This is a genomic window from Xanthomonas sp. WHRI 1810A (assembly GCF_040202885.1).
Taxonomy (GTDB): domain Bacteria; phylum Pseudomonadota; class Gammaproteobacteria; order Pseudomonadales; family Pseudomonadaceae; genus Aquipseudomonas.
In genome coordinates this window covers 1-17,856 of record NZ_JBEGED010000016.1, presented here as the reverse complement: position 1 = coordinate 17,856, position 17,856 = coordinate 1, and the positions used below count along the sequence as shown (strand labels likewise).

At 63.9% G+C, this 17,856-nt stretch carries 16 protein-coding genes; 10 read left to right on the top strand and 6 right to left on the bottom strand.

Annotated features, from left to right (window positions below; all coding sequences use genetic code 11):
* The coding region (locus ABQX22_RS21050) for a hypothetical protein (protein ID WP_349801792.1) at positions 1-186 on the top strand (186 nt) is incomplete at its 5' end.
* 292 nt (positions 187-478) lie between these two features.
* Here ABQX22_RS21050 and ABQX22_RS21045 read toward each other — a convergent pair.
* Entirely contained in the window at positions 479-1,408 is a 930-nt protein-coding gene (locus tag ABQX22_RS21045) for a LysR family transcriptional regulator (RefSeq protein ID WP_349801791.1), read from the bottom strand.
* 234 nt (positions 1,409-1,642) lie between these two features.
* Between ABQX22_RS21045 and ABQX22_RS21040 the strand changes: the two genes are divergently transcribed.
* Positions 1,643-2,770, top strand: a complete 1,128-nt coding sequence (locus ABQX22_RS21040; RefSeq protein WP_349801790.1) for an alkene reductase — start codon at positions 1,643-1,645, stop codon at positions 2,768-2,770.
* 21 nt (positions 2,771-2,791) lie between these two features.
* Here the strand turns inward: ABQX22_RS21040 and ABQX22_RS21035 are convergent, their stop codons facing one another.
* Together ABQX22_RS21035 and ABQX22_RS21030 are read right to left on the bottom strand one after the other, a co-directional pair.
* Positions 2,792-4,078 (bottom strand): sensor histidine kinase, encoded by a 1,287-nt coding sequence (locus ABQX22_RS21035; RefSeq protein ID WP_349801789.1) that lies wholly within the window; start codon positions 4,076-4,078, stop codon positions 2,792-2,794.
* Between the two features lie 138 nt (positions 4,079-4,216).
* Positions 4,217-5,452: an MFS transporter gene (locus tag ABQX22_RS21030; protein ID WP_349801788.1), complete on the bottom strand. Its 1,236-nt coding sequence runs from the start codon at positions 5,450-5,452 to the stop codon at positions 4,217-4,219.
* Between the two features lie 311 nt (positions 5,453-5,763).
* Here ABQX22_RS21030 and ABQX22_RS21025 point away from each other — a divergent pair, with 311 nt between their 5' ends.
* Positions 5,764-6,669 carry a LysR substrate-binding domain-containing protein gene (locus ABQX22_RS21025; RefSeq protein WP_349801899.1) on the top strand — a complete coding sequence of 302 codons (906 nt, stop codon included), beginning with the start codon at positions 5,764-5,766 and terminating at the stop codon, positions 6,667-6,669.
* Positions 6,670-6,782: 113 nt separating this feature from the next.
* Positions 6,783-7,430, top strand: a complete 648-nt coding sequence (locus ABQX22_RS21020) for a glutathione S-transferase family protein (RefSeq protein WP_349801787.1) — start codon at positions 6,783-6,785, stop codon at positions 7,428-7,430.
* 157 nt (positions 7,431-7,587) lie between these two features.
* Here the strand turns inward: ABQX22_RS21020 and ABQX22_RS21015 are convergent, their stop codons facing one another.
* Positions 7,588-8,361, bottom strand: a complete 774-nt coding sequence (locus ABQX22_RS21015) for an alpha/beta hydrolase (RefSeq protein ID WP_349801786.1) — start codon at positions 8,359-8,361, stop codon at positions 7,588-7,590.
* Positions 8,362-8,481: 120 nt separating this feature from the next.
* Complete coding sequence (locus ABQX22_RS21010; protein WP_349801785.1) at positions 8,482-9,207, bottom strand: GntR family transcriptional regulator; 726 nt, start codon at positions 9,205-9,207, stop codon at positions 8,482-8,484.
* Between the two features lie 157 nt (positions 9,208-9,364).
* On the opposite strand from ABQX22_RS21010, the gene ABQX22_RS21005 reads away from it, so the two are divergent.
* The 3 genes from ABQX22_RS21005 (at position 9,365) to ABQX22_RS20995 (ending at position 12,922) form a co-directional block, all read left to right on the top strand.
* A complete protein-coding gene (locus ABQX22_RS21005) occupies positions 9,365-10,573 on the top strand; it encodes a pyridoxal-phosphate-dependent aminotransferase family protein (protein ID WP_349801784.1) in 1,209 nt (402 codons plus the stop codon).
* Between the two features lie 178 nt (positions 10,574-10,751).
* Positions 10,752-12,062, top strand: coding sequence for an MFS transporter (locus ABQX22_RS21000; RefSeq protein ID WP_349801783.1), 1,311 nt, complete (start codon positions 10,752-10,754; stop codon positions 12,060-12,062).
* Positions 12,063-12,157: 95 nt separating this feature from the next.
* Positions 12,158-12,922 (top strand): 2-keto-4-pentenoate hydratase, encoded by a 765-nt coding sequence (locus ABQX22_RS20995; RefSeq protein WP_349801782.1) that lies wholly within the window; start codon positions 12,158-12,160, stop codon positions 12,920-12,922.
* A 123-nt stretch (positions 12,923-13,045) separates the two neighbouring features.
* Here ABQX22_RS20995 and ABQX22_RS20990 read toward each other — a convergent pair whose 3' ends face one another.
* Positions 13,046-13,963: a LysR family transcriptional regulator gene (locus ABQX22_RS20990; protein ID WP_349801781.1), complete on the bottom strand. Its 918-nt coding sequence runs from the start codon at positions 13,961-13,963 to the stop codon at positions 13,046-13,048.
* Positions 13,964-14,070: 107 nt separating this feature from the next.
* Here ABQX22_RS20990 and gcl point away from each other — a divergent pair, with 107 nt between their 5' ends.
* From gcl to ABQX22_RS20975, 3 genes are all read left to right on the top strand, one after another.
* Positions 14,071-15,846 carry a glyoxylate carboligase gene (gcl, locus tag ABQX22_RS20985; RefSeq protein ID WP_349801780.1) on the top strand — a complete coding sequence of 592 codons (1,776 nt, stop codon included), beginning with the start codon at positions 14,071-14,073 and terminating at the stop codon, positions 15,844-15,846.
* Positions 15,847-15,873: 27 nt separating this feature from the next.
* Positions 15,874-16,656, top strand: coding sequence for a hydroxypyruvate isomerase (hyi, locus tag ABQX22_RS20980; protein ID WP_349801779.1), 783 nt, complete (start codon positions 15,874-15,876; stop codon positions 16,654-16,656).
* Positions 16,657-16,821: 165 nt separating this feature from the next.
* Complete coding sequence (locus tag ABQX22_RS20975) at positions 16,822-17,724, top strand: 2-hydroxy-3-oxopropionate reductase (protein WP_349801778.1); 903 nt, start codon at positions 16,822-16,824, stop codon at positions 17,722-17,724.
* Positions 17,725-17,856 lie beyond the last annotated feature (132 nt).

The window sequence follows — 17,856 nt, the reverse complement described above, 5'->3', positions numbered from 1 at the left end:
ACGGCCTCCGGCCAGAATCAAAAGCCGACGGTCCGCTTCGGCCAGAATCAAACGCCGCCACGGACCGCATCGGCCTGCATCAAACGACCGGCGCACACCGAACTGCTTCTGCCGAAGGCGTGGGAGCTGGCTTGCCTGCGATCTGGCGCGAAGCGGCAGCAAACCATGCAAACTCGGTATGTCTGATACACCTCGGGCGTCTGGTTTCATGACGGCTGCGCCGCCAATCGCGGGACAAGCCACGCTCCCACGGCCTCCGGCCAGAATCAAACGCCGCCACGGGCCACTTCGGCCAGGATCAAACGCCGCCACGGTCCGCTTCGGCCAGCATCAAAAGCCAGCCGCACACCGAACTGCTTCTGTCCGGAGGGCGTAGGAGCGCGCTTGCCCGCGAAGAGGTCGGTACATCCGCCATATCTCCAGCGCCTGAACCGACGCAATCGCGGGCAAGCGCGCTCCTACAGGATGTGGATCTGCCTCAGCCCCCCAGGTCTTCCCAGTACGGTGGCGTGCCGATGGCGTTCAGGAAGTAGTCCCAGACCACCCGGACTTTCTGCGAGCGCAGGCGGTTTTCGGGGGAGATGAGGTGGATCTGGCTGGGCGACGGCTCCACCGCGCCGACCCAGTCGGGCAGCAGACGGACCATGTCACCCCGCTGGAAGCTTTCTTTGCTGAACAGCCAGGACGGGAAAAACACGATGCCCCTGCCCGCCAGCGACGCCTGCAACAGCACTTCGCCGTTGTTGCTGCGCAGCGGGCCTTGGACGTCGATGATCTCGGTCATGTCCCCGTCCGGACGACCGAAATACCAGCGCTGCGCCCCGGCGGCCCCGCGGTAGACCAGGCAGGCGTGGTGGCGCAGGTCCTGGGGCGAATGCGGCACGCCGTGGGTGGCCAGATAGTCAGCGCTGGCCGCCAGCACGTAATGCTGATCGCAGATTTTGCGGCCGATCAGCCCGGAGTCCTCCAGACGCCCGACCCGAAACGTGATGTCGATGCCCTCTTGCACCGGGTCGATAAAGGCATCGGTCACTGTCAGCTCGACGGTCAGCTCCGGGTACTGCGCGTACAGCCCGTCCAGCAGCTTGACAATGTGCAGGTGCCCCAACGCCACCGGCGCATTGATCCGTACCAGCCCGCGAATGCCCCCGGTCTTGCCGGCCACGTCTTCGTTGGCAGCGTCCAGCAACTCCAGGATCTCGCGAATCTGCACGTAATACCGCTCGCCGGCGTCCGTCAGCTTCACCGCCCGGGTGTTGCGGTACAGCAATTGCTGGCCGATTTCCCGCTCCAGCGCGGCAATGAAGCGCGACACCGACGACGCCGGGACCTGAAAGTGGCGCGCCGTGGCAGAGAAGCTGCCCGTGACCGCCACCATCGCGAAAAAGCGGTGGGCTTTGAGGTGCATGTGAAGGATCTCTCGGAAGGCTCAGCAAGCAACAGGCGGCGCCATGTTCGCGCGGCCATTGCGATAAACGCAATAGTATTTTGCTGGCACGTTCCATTGTGGCTGTTTGAGCAACACCCTACCCTGATGGCCTCTTTCACCATGATCGGCCGTGTTCAGCGAAGGGGGTTCAAGCCGGGGTTTAAATACCCTCACCTCAGCCCGACGCAGACACCCGACGGAGCCCCATTTTTCATGATCAATCTTTTCGAGCAGTACAACCTGGGCAACATCGCACTGAGCAACCGCATCGTCATGGCGCCGATGACCCGCTCCCGCGCCCCGGAAGACGTCGCCACCGAGCAAATTGCCCTGCATTACACCCAGCGCGGCACGGCCGGCCTGATCGTTTCCGAAGGCACGCCGATTTCCCGCGAGGGCCAGGGATACCTGTTCAATCCCGGCATTTTCAGCCCGGAACAGATTGCCGGCTGGAAGCTGGTGACCGATTCAGTACGCAGCGTCGGCGGCAAGATGTTCGCCCAGCTGTGGCACGTGGGCCGTGTGTCCCACACCTCGCTGCAGATCGACGGCAAGGCGCCGGTCAGTTCCACCCACAAGCCAGCTGAAGGCGCGGTGGCGTTCGCTTACACCGAAGACGGCGAACCGGGCTTCGTCCCGACCTCCACGCCACGTCCACTGACCACCGAAGAAGTCGGTCGTGTGGTTCAGGACTTCGCCCAGGCCGCCGCTAACGCCATCGAAGCCGGTTTTGAAGGCGTGGAAATCCACGGCGCCAACGGCTACCTGCTGGAGCAGTTCCTCAATCCGCAGGTCAATGACCGCACCGACCGCTACGGCGCGCAGAACCTCGACGACCGCCTGCGCTTCGTGTTTGAAGTGGTGGACGCGGTGTGTGCGCGGATCGGTGCCGATCGGGTCGGCATCCGCATCTCGCCCTACGGCCAGCTGTTCGACATGCCGCTCTACCCGGAAATCGACGACACCTATTCGGCCCTCTGCCAGGGCATGAGCGAGCGCAAGATCGCCTACGTCCACGTCATGGACCAGACGCATTTCTTCATGGCCGGTGAAAGTTCTGCCGCCCAGGAAGAAGCGCTGCGCAAGCTGCTCAAGCACTGCAAGACGCAATTGGGTGAGACGGCGCTGATCCTGGCCGGCGACATGACCCTGGAACGTGCTCAGGACCTGATCGACGCGGGCCTGATCGACCTGGCCGCCTTCGGACAGCCCTTCATCGGCAACCCGGACCTGGTGGCGCGTTTGAAAAACGGCTGGCCGCTGACGGTTCCGGACCGTGATACCTATTACGGTGGCGACGCCAAGGGTTACGTGGATTACCCGGCTTACGTGGCGGGCTGATTCACGTTGTTCGGGCCGGCCTCAAACCGGCCCGGACGCTTTGTGCAGCGTGACCTCAAAACAACATCCCCCCGATTCCCGCCCGCTCAACGTCACCGTCCATTGCTGATTGGCGCAGATGCGCTGCACCAGCGACAAGCCCAGCCCCAACCCCTGCCCGCGCTGCTCGTCGCCCCTGACGAAGGGCTGAAACATGGCCTCGCGCTGGTCCTCCGGGATGCCAATGCCGCTGTCTTCCACGGTGAAACCGGTGGCCGTCAACGTCAGCCGGATGAAGCCCTGATCGGTGTAATGCCAGGCGTTGCGCAGCAGATTGCCCATCACCGAGCGCAGCAAGGTGCCGTTGTACAAAGTGCTGCTCTCATGCTGTGGCCGGTAATCAAAGGTCAGGCCTTTTTCCGCAATCGGCCCTTGCCACAGTTCGCTCAGTTCTTGCGCGACCTGGGTCACGGTGGACTGCTTGCCGCCCTGTGAATGGCGGCCTTCGGTGCGCGCCAGCAGCAGGAAGGTTTCGATCAGCTGCTTCATGCCCAACGTGGCAGTGTTGATGCGCCGCACCTGCGCCCGGGAGCGCTCATCCAGCGTGGGGTGTTCCAGCAACAGCTCACACGACGAGGCCAGCACCATCAACGGCGTGCGCAGCTCATGGCTGACGTCGCTGGTGAACAGCTTCTCGCGCCCCAGCGTGCCGCGCAGCCGGCCCAGGGTTTCGTCGAAGGACATCGCCAGCGCCCCGACTTCGTCCTTGGCGTAGTCGTCGGCCAGGGTCGGCGCCCACTCCAGCAATTGATCCCGGTGCCGCACCTGCCCGGCCAGCCGCGACACCGGCGCCATGACCCGAGAAGCCAGCAGGCGCCCCAGCAGCACGGCCAGCAGCACGCTCAAGATAAAGCCGATCAGCACGACGCCCAGCAGAATCCGTTCGCGCTTGGCGAAACTGCGCTGGTCGCGCAGCAGGACGTAACGCCGGTCATCGATGATCTGGACGAACGCATAGAAGGCCTTGGTCCCGCGCCGGAACTCCTGAAAACCCGGCATCAAGCCCTTGAGGTCGTCGGTCAGCGCCAGGTCATCCCTGCCGTCCTGGGCGTAAAACAGCTCGTCCTTGTCCGGCCGATGACGCCAGTCGCTGGTGTCTTCCATCATCAGCAGGCGGTGCAGATTGCCGCTCAGGCTGATGGTTGTCAGGCGTTTCTCCACCACGTGTACGGTGGCAATGATGCCGATGGCGAACACGCCCGCGACCACGGCGCTCATGAGCGCAAACACGATCACGATGCGTTGCTTCAAGCTGTGTTTGATGTCCATGGAGTTCCGTGCAAATGCCAGTCTTGACCGTGCGCCGAACGGGTTCGGGGGCTGCGGTGGGTCACGCCGATGTCCGTTGCGCAGCGGATTATCGGGCCTGGCATGTCATTGTTTTGTCAAATGAATGAATCATTCCGGTCAAGGCGTGTGGACAGTGCCGCCCCGTAAGGCGGGTCGCAGCATCAGCATGAGGACGGCGCAACCGGCCATCAGCACGCAGGTGACAATAAACACCACCGGCATCCCGTAATGCCCCCCCAGGTAACCGCCGGTCAACGGCCCCAGCACCTGGCCCACGTACTGGCAGGACGTGGAATAACCCAGCATCCGTCCGGCCACGCTGTCGGGCACGGCGTGCCGGATGATGGCGGCGATGCACGGTAGCAGGCCGCCCAATGCAATGCCCATCACAAACCGCAGCGCCACCAGTTGCCAGGCGTTGCTGACCAACGCCTGGGGGATCAAGGTGAGTGCGGCCGCTGCCAGGCAGACCATCACCACTTTCCAGTGCCCGACCCGGTCGGCCAGCTTGCCGATGCGCGAGGCCGACAGCACGCTGGCCAGCGCCGTGGCCGACATCACCAGCCCGGCCATCAGGGTGACGTTTTCGGTGTGCAGCTGGGTCAGGTAAACGGTGATGATCGGCTCGATGGACATGATCGAAAACATCACCAGGCACGCCACCACCAGCATGGTGATGACCGGCACTTTGTCGTGGATCACCTGCCACGGACGAATCGCCGGGGGCCGCTGCTCGCCCGTAGCGCGTTTGGGCCGGGGCGCTTCCTTCATCAGGAACAGGGTGGCCAGGAAGGTGATGAAGATCACCCCGCCGGCCAGGAAGAAGGTATTGCGGATGCCGATCAGCGGCGGCAGGAACCCGCCGATCAAGGGCCCGGCCAGATTGCCCGCCATGATCCCCGACGACAGCATGCCCAAGGCCCAGCCGGAACGGTCGCGAGGGGTTTGTGTCGCCACCAGGATGGTAGCGCCCGAGGCATAGCCGCCGAGCAATCCGGCCAGCAAGCGCAGGCCGACCAGTTGCCAGATATTCTCCGCCAGCCCGATCAGCGACATCGCCACCGCCATGCCCAGGCTGGCGCGGATCAGCATCAGCTTGCGCCCGTAGCGGTCACCGAGTCGCCCCCACAACGGCGCGGTCAGTGCCGCCGACAGAAACGTCGCGCCGAACGCCACCCCTGACCACTGTACGATGGCCGCTTGATCGGTGACCCCCAGGTGCTCGACATACAACGGCAGAAACGGCAGCAACAGCGTCATCGCGACGATGGTGGTGAACGCACCGAACACGCACACCACCAGGTTGCGTTTCCAGTGCAGTTCGGCAATGCCTTGATCCGGGGCGGCGCTCATCTGAAGTCCATCAGTGATAAAGCGCTCACGTTAGAGGGTGCGCGGGCATAAAGAAAATTCATGTTGTTTATGAGGTGGATTCCTGCCGGGAATGTGTAGACCCTGCGGTCTCTGTAGGCGCGAACTGGTTCGCGAAGCTTTGTACCTGACCCACCGCGCCGGCCGCTTCGCCAACGAGTTGGCTCCTACGGAGGCCTCGCAGGTTTCGGTCGGACGGTTTTGTGTCCGCGCGCTTCTCCACGCTCTGCATTTAACGCAGACTCTCCCCCTCTTCTTCAAACACCGGGCGCGCTGTGGACCGTATTCAGGAAATGACCATCTTTGTGGCCGTGGCCGAGCAGGCGAGTTTTGCCGCGGTGGCCCGGCATTTTGTGGTGTCCACCGCCACGGTGACCCGGGCGGTGGCGCAACTGGAGCAGCGCCTCAACACGCTGCTGGTGGTGCGCACCACGCGGCAACTGCGGCTGACCGAATCCGGGCTGCGCTTTGCCGCCGATTGCCGGCGCCTGCTGGCCGATCTGAAAGAAGCCGAAAGCTCGGCCGCCGGCCTGCATGCCAGCCCCAGCGGCTTGTTGACGGTGACCGCGCCCCAGGTGTTCGGCGACCTGCACGTCACTCCGGTGATGGCCCGTTATCTGGCGCAGCACCCGGACGTCGAGATTCGCGGCCTGCTCACCGACCGCGTGGCCCACGTGCTGGACGAAGGCATCGACGTGGCCGTGCGCATCGGCCCGCTGCCGGATTCCTCGCTGACCGCGATCCAGGTCGGCAGCGTGCGGCGCATGGTCTGCGCCTCGCCCGCCTATCTGGCCGCCCACGGCACCCCGCAACACCCCCGCGAGCTGATCGAGCGCGACACCATCAGCGCGGTGATGGCCGAGCGCAGCAGCGACTGGCTGTTCAGCATCGACGGCCAGCACCAGGCGATCAACGTCGCGTCACGTCTGGCCCTGACCTCGTTCACCGCCGCCATCCACGCCACCCTCGACGGCTGGGGGTTGACGCAGGTGCCGTCGTACCAGATCCGCGCGCACTTGCAGGCCGGGCGCCTGTGTGCCGTGCTCGAAGCGTTCGAGCTGCCGACCTTGCCGGTGCACGTGGTCTACGCCCAGGGGCGCAAGGGCTCGTCGAAAGTCCGCTCGTTCGTGGATTTCTGCGTGACGCAGTTGCGCGCCGATCTGGCGCCCGGCGTTGCAGAAGGTGCAACGGTGGATTGAATGTTCTGGTGCTTCCCTGCAACCGGCGCCCTCCACACAATGGCGCACATCATTTGTCTGCCATCTGAGCTGTCTGCCACCTGCCACCTGCCACCTGCCACGGAGCTTTCACCATGAATCGCCAGCCGATCAAATTCTATCGCGCACCGCTGTCCGGTCATTGCCATCGGGTTCAGCTGTTGATGAGCGTCCTGGGGCTGGAATACGACATCGTCGAAGTCGATCTGGCAGGCGGCGAGCACAAGCGCGCGCCGTTCCTGCAGCTCAATGCGTTCGGTCAGGTGCCGGTGATCGACGACAACGGCCTGGTGCTGGCCGATTCCAACGCCATCCTCGTGTACCTGGCCAAACACTACGGCGGCGAGCTGTGGTTGCCGGACGATGCGGTGGGGGCGGCTCACGTGCAGCGCTGGCTGTCGGCGGCGGCCGGTCCCGTGGCGTACGGGTTGTGCCGGGCGCGGCTGGTGACGGTGTTCGGCGCGCCTTACGATCCGGAGGAAGTGATCGCCCACGGCCATCAGTTTCTGAAGGTCATGGAGCAGGAACTGGATCGGCGTGAGTGGCTGGCGGGCGAAACGGCGACCCTGGCCGACATCGCCCATTACGCCTACGTCGCCCATGCGCCGGAGGGCAACGTGTCGCTGGACGCCTACCCGAACGTGCGCGCGTGGCTCACGCGGGTGGAAGGGATTGAGGGCTTCGTGCCGATGGGCAGGTCGGTTGCGGGGTTGGTGGCGGCTGCGAACAGGCCGCCTCTGTAGGAGCCAACTTGTTGGCGAAGCGATCAACGCGGCGTGCCAGGTTCATCGCTTCGCGAATAAATTCGCTCCTACAGGGATTTGCATTTGCTCGCTGATGCGGAGTGAATGACCATCCCGTGGGGGCGGACGATCTACAGGGATGCCAGGGCGATCAGCCTTATTTGTTGTCCAGCGCATGCTGGGCCGCTTGTTCGATCAGCGCCGCCACTTCCTTGGGGTGGGACTCGTAGACCGCGTGGCTGGCGCCGTCGATTTCGATGGTGTGGCTGTTGGCGCGTTTGGCGTACATGCGTTCCAGGTCGGGGTTGATGATGCGATCAGACTTGGCCACGGCGTACCAGCTAGGCTTGGTCTTCCAGGCCGCTACCGTGGCGGGCGTGGTGAACACGGAGGCGGCGGTCAGCGCCTGGGCATTGGCTTCAAACTCGGCCTGGGCCTTGGGCAGGTCAGCCGCAAAGTCCGCCGGGTAGAACGCCGGATCGAGATAGAGGAAACCGTCGTCGGTCTTCTTGATCGCCTTGGTGGCGTTTGGGAACAGCTTGCCGTTTGCCGCCTCGGTCTCACCGACATCCAGCGCGTGGGCGGCGATGTAGACCAGGCCCGCCACGTGGGCGTCTTCACCGGCGTTGGAGATCACGGCGCCGCCATAGCTGTGGCCTACCAGAATCGTCGGGCCGTCCTGCATCGCCAGGATGCGCTTGACCGCGGTCACGTCGTTGTCGAACGAGGTCAGCGGGTGCGCGGCGACGGACACGTGATAACCGTCTTTGACCAGGATGTCGTAGACCGGCTTCCAGCCTGCGCCGTTCACGAAGGCGCCGTGCACCAGCACGATGTTGTGGACCGGGGCCGGCGCGGCATTGACGCTGCCCACCGCGGCGAATGCGAGGGCGACGGCGGCGAACAGGGAGCGTGCGTTAACTGTTTTCATCGGTTGAGGTCTCGGCTTGAGAGTGGGGGGACACATCAGGTGTCCACTCGGTTACACAAGCCAGACGCTCGTCATCGGGGGGTTATTCCATCGCCTCCGAAAAAAGTTTCAGCACGCCCCTCAGCGGCGCACCGATGACGGATGCTCGTCCGCCTGCCCCAGCATCAACATCAGCGCATCACGCTTGTCCAGCAAGTGCCGCCGCATGATGGCGTTCAGGCGCTTGCCGTCCCGGGCTTCCAGGGCCTGAATCATGTCTTCGTGATCGTGTACCGCCCGTTCCCACTTCGGCGCCTGGTAATTGGAGCGGAAACGCAGGGCCTGGAGCCGGCCATTGAGCGCCAGCCAGTGCTGACGCAGCACCGAATTGCGCGCGGCCAGGTTGATCAGGTCGTGGATCGCGCGGTTGCGCTGGTAGTAACCGGGCAAGTCATTCTGGTTCTTGCAGACCACCATGGCGTAGTGCAGCGCCTTGATCTCGTCCAGTTCCTCAAGGGTGATGCGCTCACAGGCCAGTTCCCCGGCGAACCCTTCCAGACCGCTCATCAGTTCGAAGGCCTCGCGCACCTCCATTTCCGACATTCGCGCGACGCTGGCCCCTCTGTTCGGATTGATTTCGATCAGCCCTTCGGACGCCAGCACCTTCAGCGCCTCGCGCAACGGCGTGCGGGAAATGCCCAGTGTTTCGCACAATTCGCGCTCGTTGAGTTTGGTGCCGGGGCCCAACGTGCCTTCGGTGATGAAGCTGCGCAAGTGCTCTACCACGGTGTCATGCAAGCGCTGCCGGGTCAGCTTCGGCAGCTGCCTCACGCCGTCCCTGGGCATCAAAATATCGGAATCCTGCATACAAAATCCTCACGAAGATGCGCTGGATACTAAGTCAAAAAAACCGCTTCGCCAGTTAAAAATGAGGCGTGCGAGCTGTTTTTTATTTCACGTTGACGAGGGCCCAAGGGCTGCTACTGTATTTTGCATTCAAAATACAAAAACAAGAGGCAGTCCTATGATCAAGCTCGATTTCCACCCGGCGGGTCGTCATTTCCTGCAGATTCCGGGCCCCAGCCCCGTGCCGGATCGCATCCTGCGCGCCATGAGTTACCCCACCATCGACCACCGTGGCCCCGAGTTCGCCGAACTGGGGCTCAAGGTGCTGGCCGACATTCAGAAGATTTTCAAGACCACGCAGCCGGTGGTCATCTACCCGGCCTCCGGCACCGGTGCCTGGGAAGCGGCGTTGTGCAACACGCTGAGCCCCGGCGACAAGGTGCTGATGTTCGAGACCGGTCACTTCGCCACGCTGTGGAAGAAAATGGCCGAAAGCCTGGGCATCCAGCCCGAGTTCCTGGGCCTGCCGGGGATCGAAGGCTGGCGCTACGGGGTCGATGCCGCAAAAATCGAAGAGCGCCTGCGCAGCGACAGCGCCCACACGATCAAAGCGGTGTGCGTGGTGCACAACGAAACCAGCACGGGGGTGACCTCCGACATCGCCGCCGTGCGCAAGGCCATCGACGCGGCGGGCCACCCGGCGCTGTTGCTGGTGGACACCATCTCCGGGCTGGCGTCCGCCGATTACCGCCACGATGAATGGGGCGTCGACGTCACGGTGTCCGGCTCGCAGAAGGGCCTGATGCTGCCACCGGGGATCAGCTTCAACGCGGTGTCGCCCAAGGCCATCGAGGCGAGCAAATCGGCGCGCCTGCCCCGCAGTTTCTGGGCGTGGGGCGAGATCATCGAGATGAACAAGACCGGCTACTGGCCCTACACCCCCAGCACCAACCTGTTGTACGGCCTGTCCGAGGCGCTGGACATGATCCTCGGCGAAGGGCTGGACAACGTGTTCGCCCGTCACAACCGCCTGGCCAAGGCCTGCCGCAGCGCGGTCACCGCCTGGGGCCTGCCGATCCAGTGCGCCGACCCCGCTGTCTACAGCCCGGTGCTCACCGGCGTCATGACCCCGGAAGGCGTGGATGCCGATCAGGTGCGCAAGGTGATCTACAAACGTTTCGACATGTCCCTGGGCACGGGGCTGGGCAAGATGAAAGGCCGCATGTTCCGCATCGGTCACCTGGGCGACTGCAACGACCTGACGCTGATGGCCACCCTGGCCGGCTGCGAAATGGGCCTGCAGATGGCTGGCGTGAAACTCGACGGCAGCGGCGTCGCGGCGGCCATGGACTTCATCGGATCGCAGCAGGTGCCGCTCAAGCGCTGACAACCTCGTCCCTGTAGGAGCCAACTTGTTGGCGAAACGGCTGACGCGGTGTGCCCGTCATGACGCCTCGCGAATGAATTCGCTCCTACAGGGACCGCCTCTTTTCACCACAGATAACCGCTCTATCCCGACTCACGCGCAGCCCTTGCGCGAACAATAAGAAACTGGAGATAGCGTCATGAAACGGTTCCGTCTGCGCCCTACGAGCATGGTGCTGATCATGCTGTGCGCCATGTATTTCATCACCTACCTGGACCGCGTCAATGTCAGCACGGCGGCGTCCGGGTTTGGCACCGAGTTCGGCCTGTCGAACACGCAGATCGGCCTGGTGTTTTCCGCCTTCGCTTACCCCTACCTGGTGTTTCAGGTCATTGGCGGCTGGATCAGTGACCGATTCGGCGCGCGGCGCACGCTGATTGTCTGCGGCGCGTTGTGGGGGGTCGCCACGGTGTTGACCGGGTTTGCCGGCGGGCTGTTTTCCCTGCTGGCGGCGCGGCTGCTGCTGGGGTTGGGGGAAGGCGCCACCTTCCCCGCCGCCACGGCCGCCATGTCGCGCTGGGTGCCCAAGGAAAAACGTGGCTTCGCCCAGGGCATCACCCATTCCGCCGCACGGATCGGTAATGCCGTGGCCCCGGCCGCCGTGGTCGCGATCATGGCCGCCTATAACTGGCGCGTCGCATTTTTCGTCTGTGGCGCCATCAGCCTGGTGTGGGTCGTGCTGTGGGCATTTGTCTTCACCGAGCACCCCAAGGACCACCCGCACATCACCCAGGCCGAACTGGCGCTGTTGCCGCCGCCCAAAGGCAAGGCGCCGAAGGTGCCGTGGAAAGCGCTGTTCAAACGCATGATGCCGGTGACCATCGTCTATTTCTGCTACGGCTGGACCCTGTGGCTGTTTCTGTCGTGGCTGCCGCAATACTTCCTGCACAGCTACAACATGGACCTGAAAAAGTCCGCCCTCTTCGCCTCGGCGGTGTTCTTTGCCGGCGTGGTGGGTGACACCCTGGGCGGCCTGGTGACCGACCGCCTCCTGGTCAAGACCCAATGCCTGAAGCGCTCGCGGACCTGGATGGTCTCGATCTGCATGTTCCTGACCCTGCTGTGCCTGCTGCCGGTGATGTTCGGCCATAACGCGTACCTGTCGATGGTCTGCCTGGCGGGCGGGTTCTTCTTTGCGGAAATGACCATCGGCCCGATGTGGGCCATCCCCATGGATATCGCGCCCGAGTTCAGCGGCACCGCCAGCGGCATGATGAGCACGGGTTCGGCGGCCGCCGCGATTCTCTCGCCGGTGGTGTCCGGCTACCTGATCGACCGCTACGGCAGCTGGGACCTGCCGTTCGCCGGGAGCATGGCGTTGATGGCGCTGGGCGTGGTCCTGGCCCTGCGCATGAAGCCGGAGCACAAGTTTGAAAGCCTGGTCGCCGAGCCATCAGGGGCGTCGGGCAACCCGGCGGCGGCAACGCCCTCTCCCGCTATCATCAAATGATGGTTACAGTGGTCCCCAGCGCAGTGGCCCGGCCAATGGTCGCCGAGCCCTGGCGCTGCCGCCTTTTCCATTCAATTGCCTGAAGGAAGTCCCCCGTGAATCAAACCTCTCACGAAGCGAGCGTCGCCGAACTGATCGTCGAGGCCATGCGTCAGGGCCAGAAGATCACTGAGGTCCGTCCCGAGTACGTGCCCGCCGACACCGCCAGCGCCTACGCCGTGCAACAGCAGATCCTGCGCCTGCGCGACACCACCGTCGGCGGCTGGAAAGTCGGCTCCAAATCCCCCACCGGTCCGATTTTCGGCGCGCTGCTGCCCGATGACGGCCTGTTCGCCAGCCGCAGCCAGCTGGAATACATCGAATACCCGTCGCCGATTCTGGAACTGGAAATCGCCTTCCGCCTGAACCGCGAATTCGCCCCTCGTCCGCAGCCGTATTCCGACGAGGAAGTGCTGAGCAGCATCGGTTCGATGGGCGCCACGGTGGAAGTGGTGACCAGCCGTTTCGCAGCCTGGCCGAAGATCGAGCCGATGCTGGCCCTGGCTGACCTGCAAAACCACGGGGCGCTGGTGGTGGGCGAGTTCATCGACTACGACCCCGATTTCCCCTTCCTTGAACCGGCGCTGACGTTCACCTACGCCGACGAAGACATCGTGCCGGGCGATGGCGCCAACCCGGCGGGCGATCCGCGACGGTTGCTGCCGTGGCTGGTCAATCACTACAGCGCCCAGGGCCTGACGGTGACCCCGGACCTGGTCATCACCACCGGTTCCTACACCGGCATGTACCGCACCCAGGGCCCGGGCCTGGCGCTGGGCGAGATCCGCGGGTTGCCGCCGATCTCCGTTGAGTTCGTCTGAGCGAACGTCATCCCCGACATCGCGTCGGCGCACGAACTGTAGGAGCGCGCTTGCCCGCGAATGGCAGCGTGTCAGTGACGAACATCACGGCTGACCCACCGCAATTCGCGGGCAAGCGCGCTCCTACAAGGCCTGTCGACCGCTCCAATAACCGGGTCGGTTGTACACCTCCTTCAAAAACGCGATAAAAAACCGCACCTTCGCCGGCAGGTAATGCTGCTGCGGGTACACCGCCCGGATGTCGTAACTGGGCAGCGCAAAATCGTCCAGCACGGTCACCAGCGTGCCACTCTGCACTTCGCTCTGGATCTCCCACCACGAGCGCCAGCTCAGGCCAAGGCCACGTTTGGCCCAGTCGAACAGCAATTCCCCGTCGTTGCAGTACAGGTTGCCGCCGACCTTGATCGCCACCTGCCTGCCGTCCCGCTGAAAGGTCCAGCCCCGGTGCTGTCCGCCTTGCAGGTTGAACGACAGGCAGTTGTGGCCGGCCAGGTCCTCCAGGGTCAGCGGGACACCGCGCTCGGCGAAATACGACGGTGCGCCGCAGACCACGCGTTTGTTGGCGTACAGCTTGATCGCCACGTAGTTGGGGTCCAGCACTTCACCGATGCGGATGCTCATGTCGTAGCCCTCCTGCACCAGATCGACCACGTTGTCGGTCAGGTTGAAGGACAGCTGCAGCTCCGGAAAGCGCGCCTGGAATTCCGGCGCATGGGGCGCCACATGGTGCCGGCCAAACCCCGCCGGCGCCGAGATCACCAGGTGCCCGCGCACGCTGCTTTCGTTCTCGCTGATGCTGGCGTCCAGCGCTTCGAAGGACTGCAACACCGTGCGGGCGTTTTCCAGGTACGACTCCCCCAGATCCGTCAGGGTCAGGCCACGGGTCGAGCGATGAATCAGCTTGACCCCGAGACGATCTTCCAGCGCGCTCAAACGGCGGCCCATGATCACCGGGGTCACGCCCTCCACCAGGGCCGCCGCGGCGAAACTGCCGCGGGTGGCCACCAGCACGTAGCTGCGCAGCTCTGTGTAGCGATCCATTCGATACTCCTGATACCGAGAGAAAGGACAAAAATAGGTATTCACCCGAAATCGCTTTCGATTCAGTCTGGCGACATACAAAAACTACTGAGTCAGGAGACTAGCAAATGACCCTCATGAGAGCCATCGAAGCCGCCGTCCTGGTCATGCGCCGCGAAGGGGTCGAAACCGCCTTCGGGATTCCTGGCGCGGCCATCAACCCGCTGTACGCCGCGTTCAAGCAGCTGGGCGGCATCGATCACGTGCTGGCGCGTCACGTGGAAGGCGCTTCACACATGGCCGAGGGCTACACCCGCGCCGTGGCCGGCAACATCGGTGTGTGCATCGGCACCTCGGGCCCGGCCGGCACCGACATGATCACCGGCCTGTACTCGGCCTGCGCCGACTCGATCCCGATCCTGTGCATCACCGGGCAAGCGCCCCGGGCGCGGATGCACAAGGAAGACTTCCAGGCCGTGGACATCGCCAGCATCGCCGCGCCGGTGGCCAAATGGGCGACCACGGTCATGGAGCCGGGCCAGGTGCCGTACGTGTTCCAGAAAGCCTTCCAGCTGATGCGCAGCGGTCGGCCCGGCCCGGTGTTGATCGATCTGCCCATCGACGTGCAAATGGCCGAGATCGAGTTCGACATCGACGCCTACGAACCGCTGCCCGTGGTCAAGCCCCAGGCCAGTCGCAAGCAGATCGAAAAAGCCCTGGCGCTGCTCAATGCCTCCGAGCGTCCGCTGATTGTCGCCGGTGGCGGCGTGATCAATGCCGATGCCTCGGACGCGCTGGTGGCATTCGCCGAACTGACCGGGATTCCGGTGATTCCGACCCTGATGGGCTGGGGCGCGATCCCGGACGATCACCCGCAGATGGCGGGCATGGTCGGCCTGCAGACCGCCCACCGCTACGGCAACGCAACGATGCTGGAAGCCGACATGGTGCTGGGCATCGGCAACCGCTGGGCCAACCGCCACACCGGGACCGTCTCGGTGTACAGCGAGGGGCGCAAATTCATCCACATCGACATCGAGCCGACTCAGATCGGCCGCGTGCTGATGCCGGATCTGGGCATCGTTTCCGATGCCGGGGCGGCGCTGGACATGCTGCTGGAAGTCGCCCGCGAGTGGCACACCGCAGGCACGCTCAAAGACCGACGCACCTGGCTCGCCAGCTGTCAGGAACGCAAGCGCACGCTGCAGCGCAAGACCCATTTCGACAACATCCCGCTCAAGCCGCAGCGGGTGTACGAGGAGATGAACCGGTTCTTCGGCAAGGACACCTGCTACATCAGCACCATCGGTCTGTCGCAGATCGCCGGGGCGCAATTTCTGCACGTCTACAAACCACGGCACTGGATCAATTGCGGTCAGGCCGGGCCGCTGGGCTGGACTATTCCAGCGGCGCTGGGGGTGGTGAAAGCCGACCCGCAGCGTCAGGTCGTGGCCCTGTCCGGCGACTACGATTTCCAGTTCATGATCGAGGAGCTGGCGGTCGGTGCGCAGTTCAAGCTGCCCTACATTCATGTGGTGGTGAACAACGCGTACCTGGGGCTGATTCGCCAGGCGCAGCGTACGTTCGACGTCGATTACTGCGTGCGGCTGGGCTTCGACAACATCAATTCCCCGGCGCTGGAAGGCTACGGCGTCGACCACGTCGCGGTAGCCGAAGGCCTGGGCTGCAAGGCGCTGCGGGTGACTGACCCCGCGCACTTGCAGTCCGCCTTCGCCGAGGCCGCGCGCCTGATGCAGCAGCACCGGGTGCCGGTGGTGGTGGAAATCATCCTCGAGCGGGTGACCAACATCGCCATGGGCACGGAAATCAACGCGATCAATGAATTCGAGGCGCTGGCCGACACCCGCGCCGATGCCCCCACCGCCGTCAGCCTGATGAACTGATCGTCCGCCACGAACCAGGAGCACCCCATGCCACGTTTATGCGCCAACCTGTCCATGCTGTTTACCGAGCTGCCGTTTCTGCAACGCTTCGAAGCGGCAGCCAACGCCGGCTTCAGTGGTGTCGAGTATCTGTTCCCATACGACTTCAGCTCCGCGCAGATCAAGGCAGAGCTTGAGGTCAACGGCCTGACCCAGGTGCTGTTCAATCTGCCTGCGGGAGACTGGACAAAGGGCGAGCGCGGGATCGCCTGCCATCCGGATCGCACCGAGGAATTTCGCGCCGGGGTGGATCTGGCCATTGCCTACGCCCAGGTCCTGGGCAATACGCAGATCAACTGCCTGGCCGGGATTCGGCCGTCGGGAGTCGATGAGGCGCTGATGGAGAGCACCTTGGTCGACAACCTGCGATACGCCGCCGACCGATTGCAGGCCGAGGGCATTGAGCTGGTGATGGAGATGATCAACACCCGGGACATTCCCGGGTTCTACCTCACCACCACGAAGCAGGCGCTGGCCATTCGCGAGCAGGTGGGCAGCCGCAACCTGTCGCTGCAGTACGACATCTACCACATGCAAATCATGGAAGGCGACCTGGCGCGGACGATGGAACAACACCTGCCGGCGATCCGTCACGTGCAGCTCGCCGACAACCCCGGCCGCCATGAACCGGGCACCGGGGAAATCAATTACGCGTTCCTGTTCGGGCACCTGGACCGGTTGGGCTATCAGGGCTGGATCGGCTGCGAATACAAACCCCTGACCACCACCGAGGCGGGGTTGGGGTGGCTCAAGACCCATAACGTGATTTGAGCACGCGGCAATCATCCCGGAACACCACCGTCCCTGTAGGAGCGCGCTTGCCCGCGATTACGTTGGGTCAGTGAATGCATCAGTGACAGAACGAACGCCTTCGCGGGCAAGCGCGCTCCTACAGGGCATCGCTCAAGATAACTTCATAAAACGAGGACACCGCTCATGGCTAATATCGGCTTTATCGGCACCGGCATCATGGGTCTGCCCATGGCGCAGAACCTGCAGAACGCAGGTCACCGTTTGTTCCTGTCCAGCCACTTCTCGGCTCCACCTGCCTCACTGGTGGACGGCGGCGCGACGATCCTGCGCTCGCCGAGGGAGGTGGCGCAGGAAGCGGAATTCATCATCGTCATGCTGCCCGACACCCCTCAGGTGGACGAGGTGCTGTTCGGCGAGAACGGCGTCAGCCAGGGCGTGGGCGCGGGTAAGGTGGTGATCGACATGAGTTCCATCTCGCCGTCCGCCACCAAAGTGTTCGCCGAAAAAATCAACGCCACCGGCGCCCAGTACCTCGATGCCCCGGTGTCCGGCGGTGAAGTCGGGGCCCGGGCCGCCACATTGAGCATCATGGTCGGCGGCAATCAAGGCACCTTCGACCGCGCCCTGCCCCTGTTCCAGCGCATGGGCAAGAACATCACCCTGGTGGGCGGCAACGGCGACGGGCAGACGGCCAAGGTCGCCAACCAGATCATCGTCGCGCTGAACATCCAGGCAGTGGCCGAAGCGCTGTTGTTCGCCGCGAAAAACGGCGCGGACCCGGCCCGGGTGCGGGAAGCACTGATGGGCGGGTTTGCGTCCTCGAAGATTCTGGAGGTGCACGGCGAACGCATGATCAAAGGCACCTTCGACCCGGGCTTCCGCATCTCGCTGCACCAGAAGGACCTGAACCTGGCCTTGCAGGGCGCCAAAGACCTGCACCTGAACCTGCCCAACACCGCCAGCGCGCAGCAAGTGTTCAGCACCTGTGCGGCACTGGGCGGCAGTGATTGGGACCACTCGGCGCTGATCAAGGGGCTGGAGCACATGGCGGGGTTTTCGATTCGGGGGGATCGCAGGCCCGACTGACACCAAAAACCGATCGTTCCCCACGCTCAAGAAGCAAGGGCGTACGCCGATCTGCTTCTGCCGCCAGGCGTAGGCGCGTGGCTTGTCCCGCGATCTGCTTCTGCCGAAGGCGTGGGAGCTGACTTGTCTGCG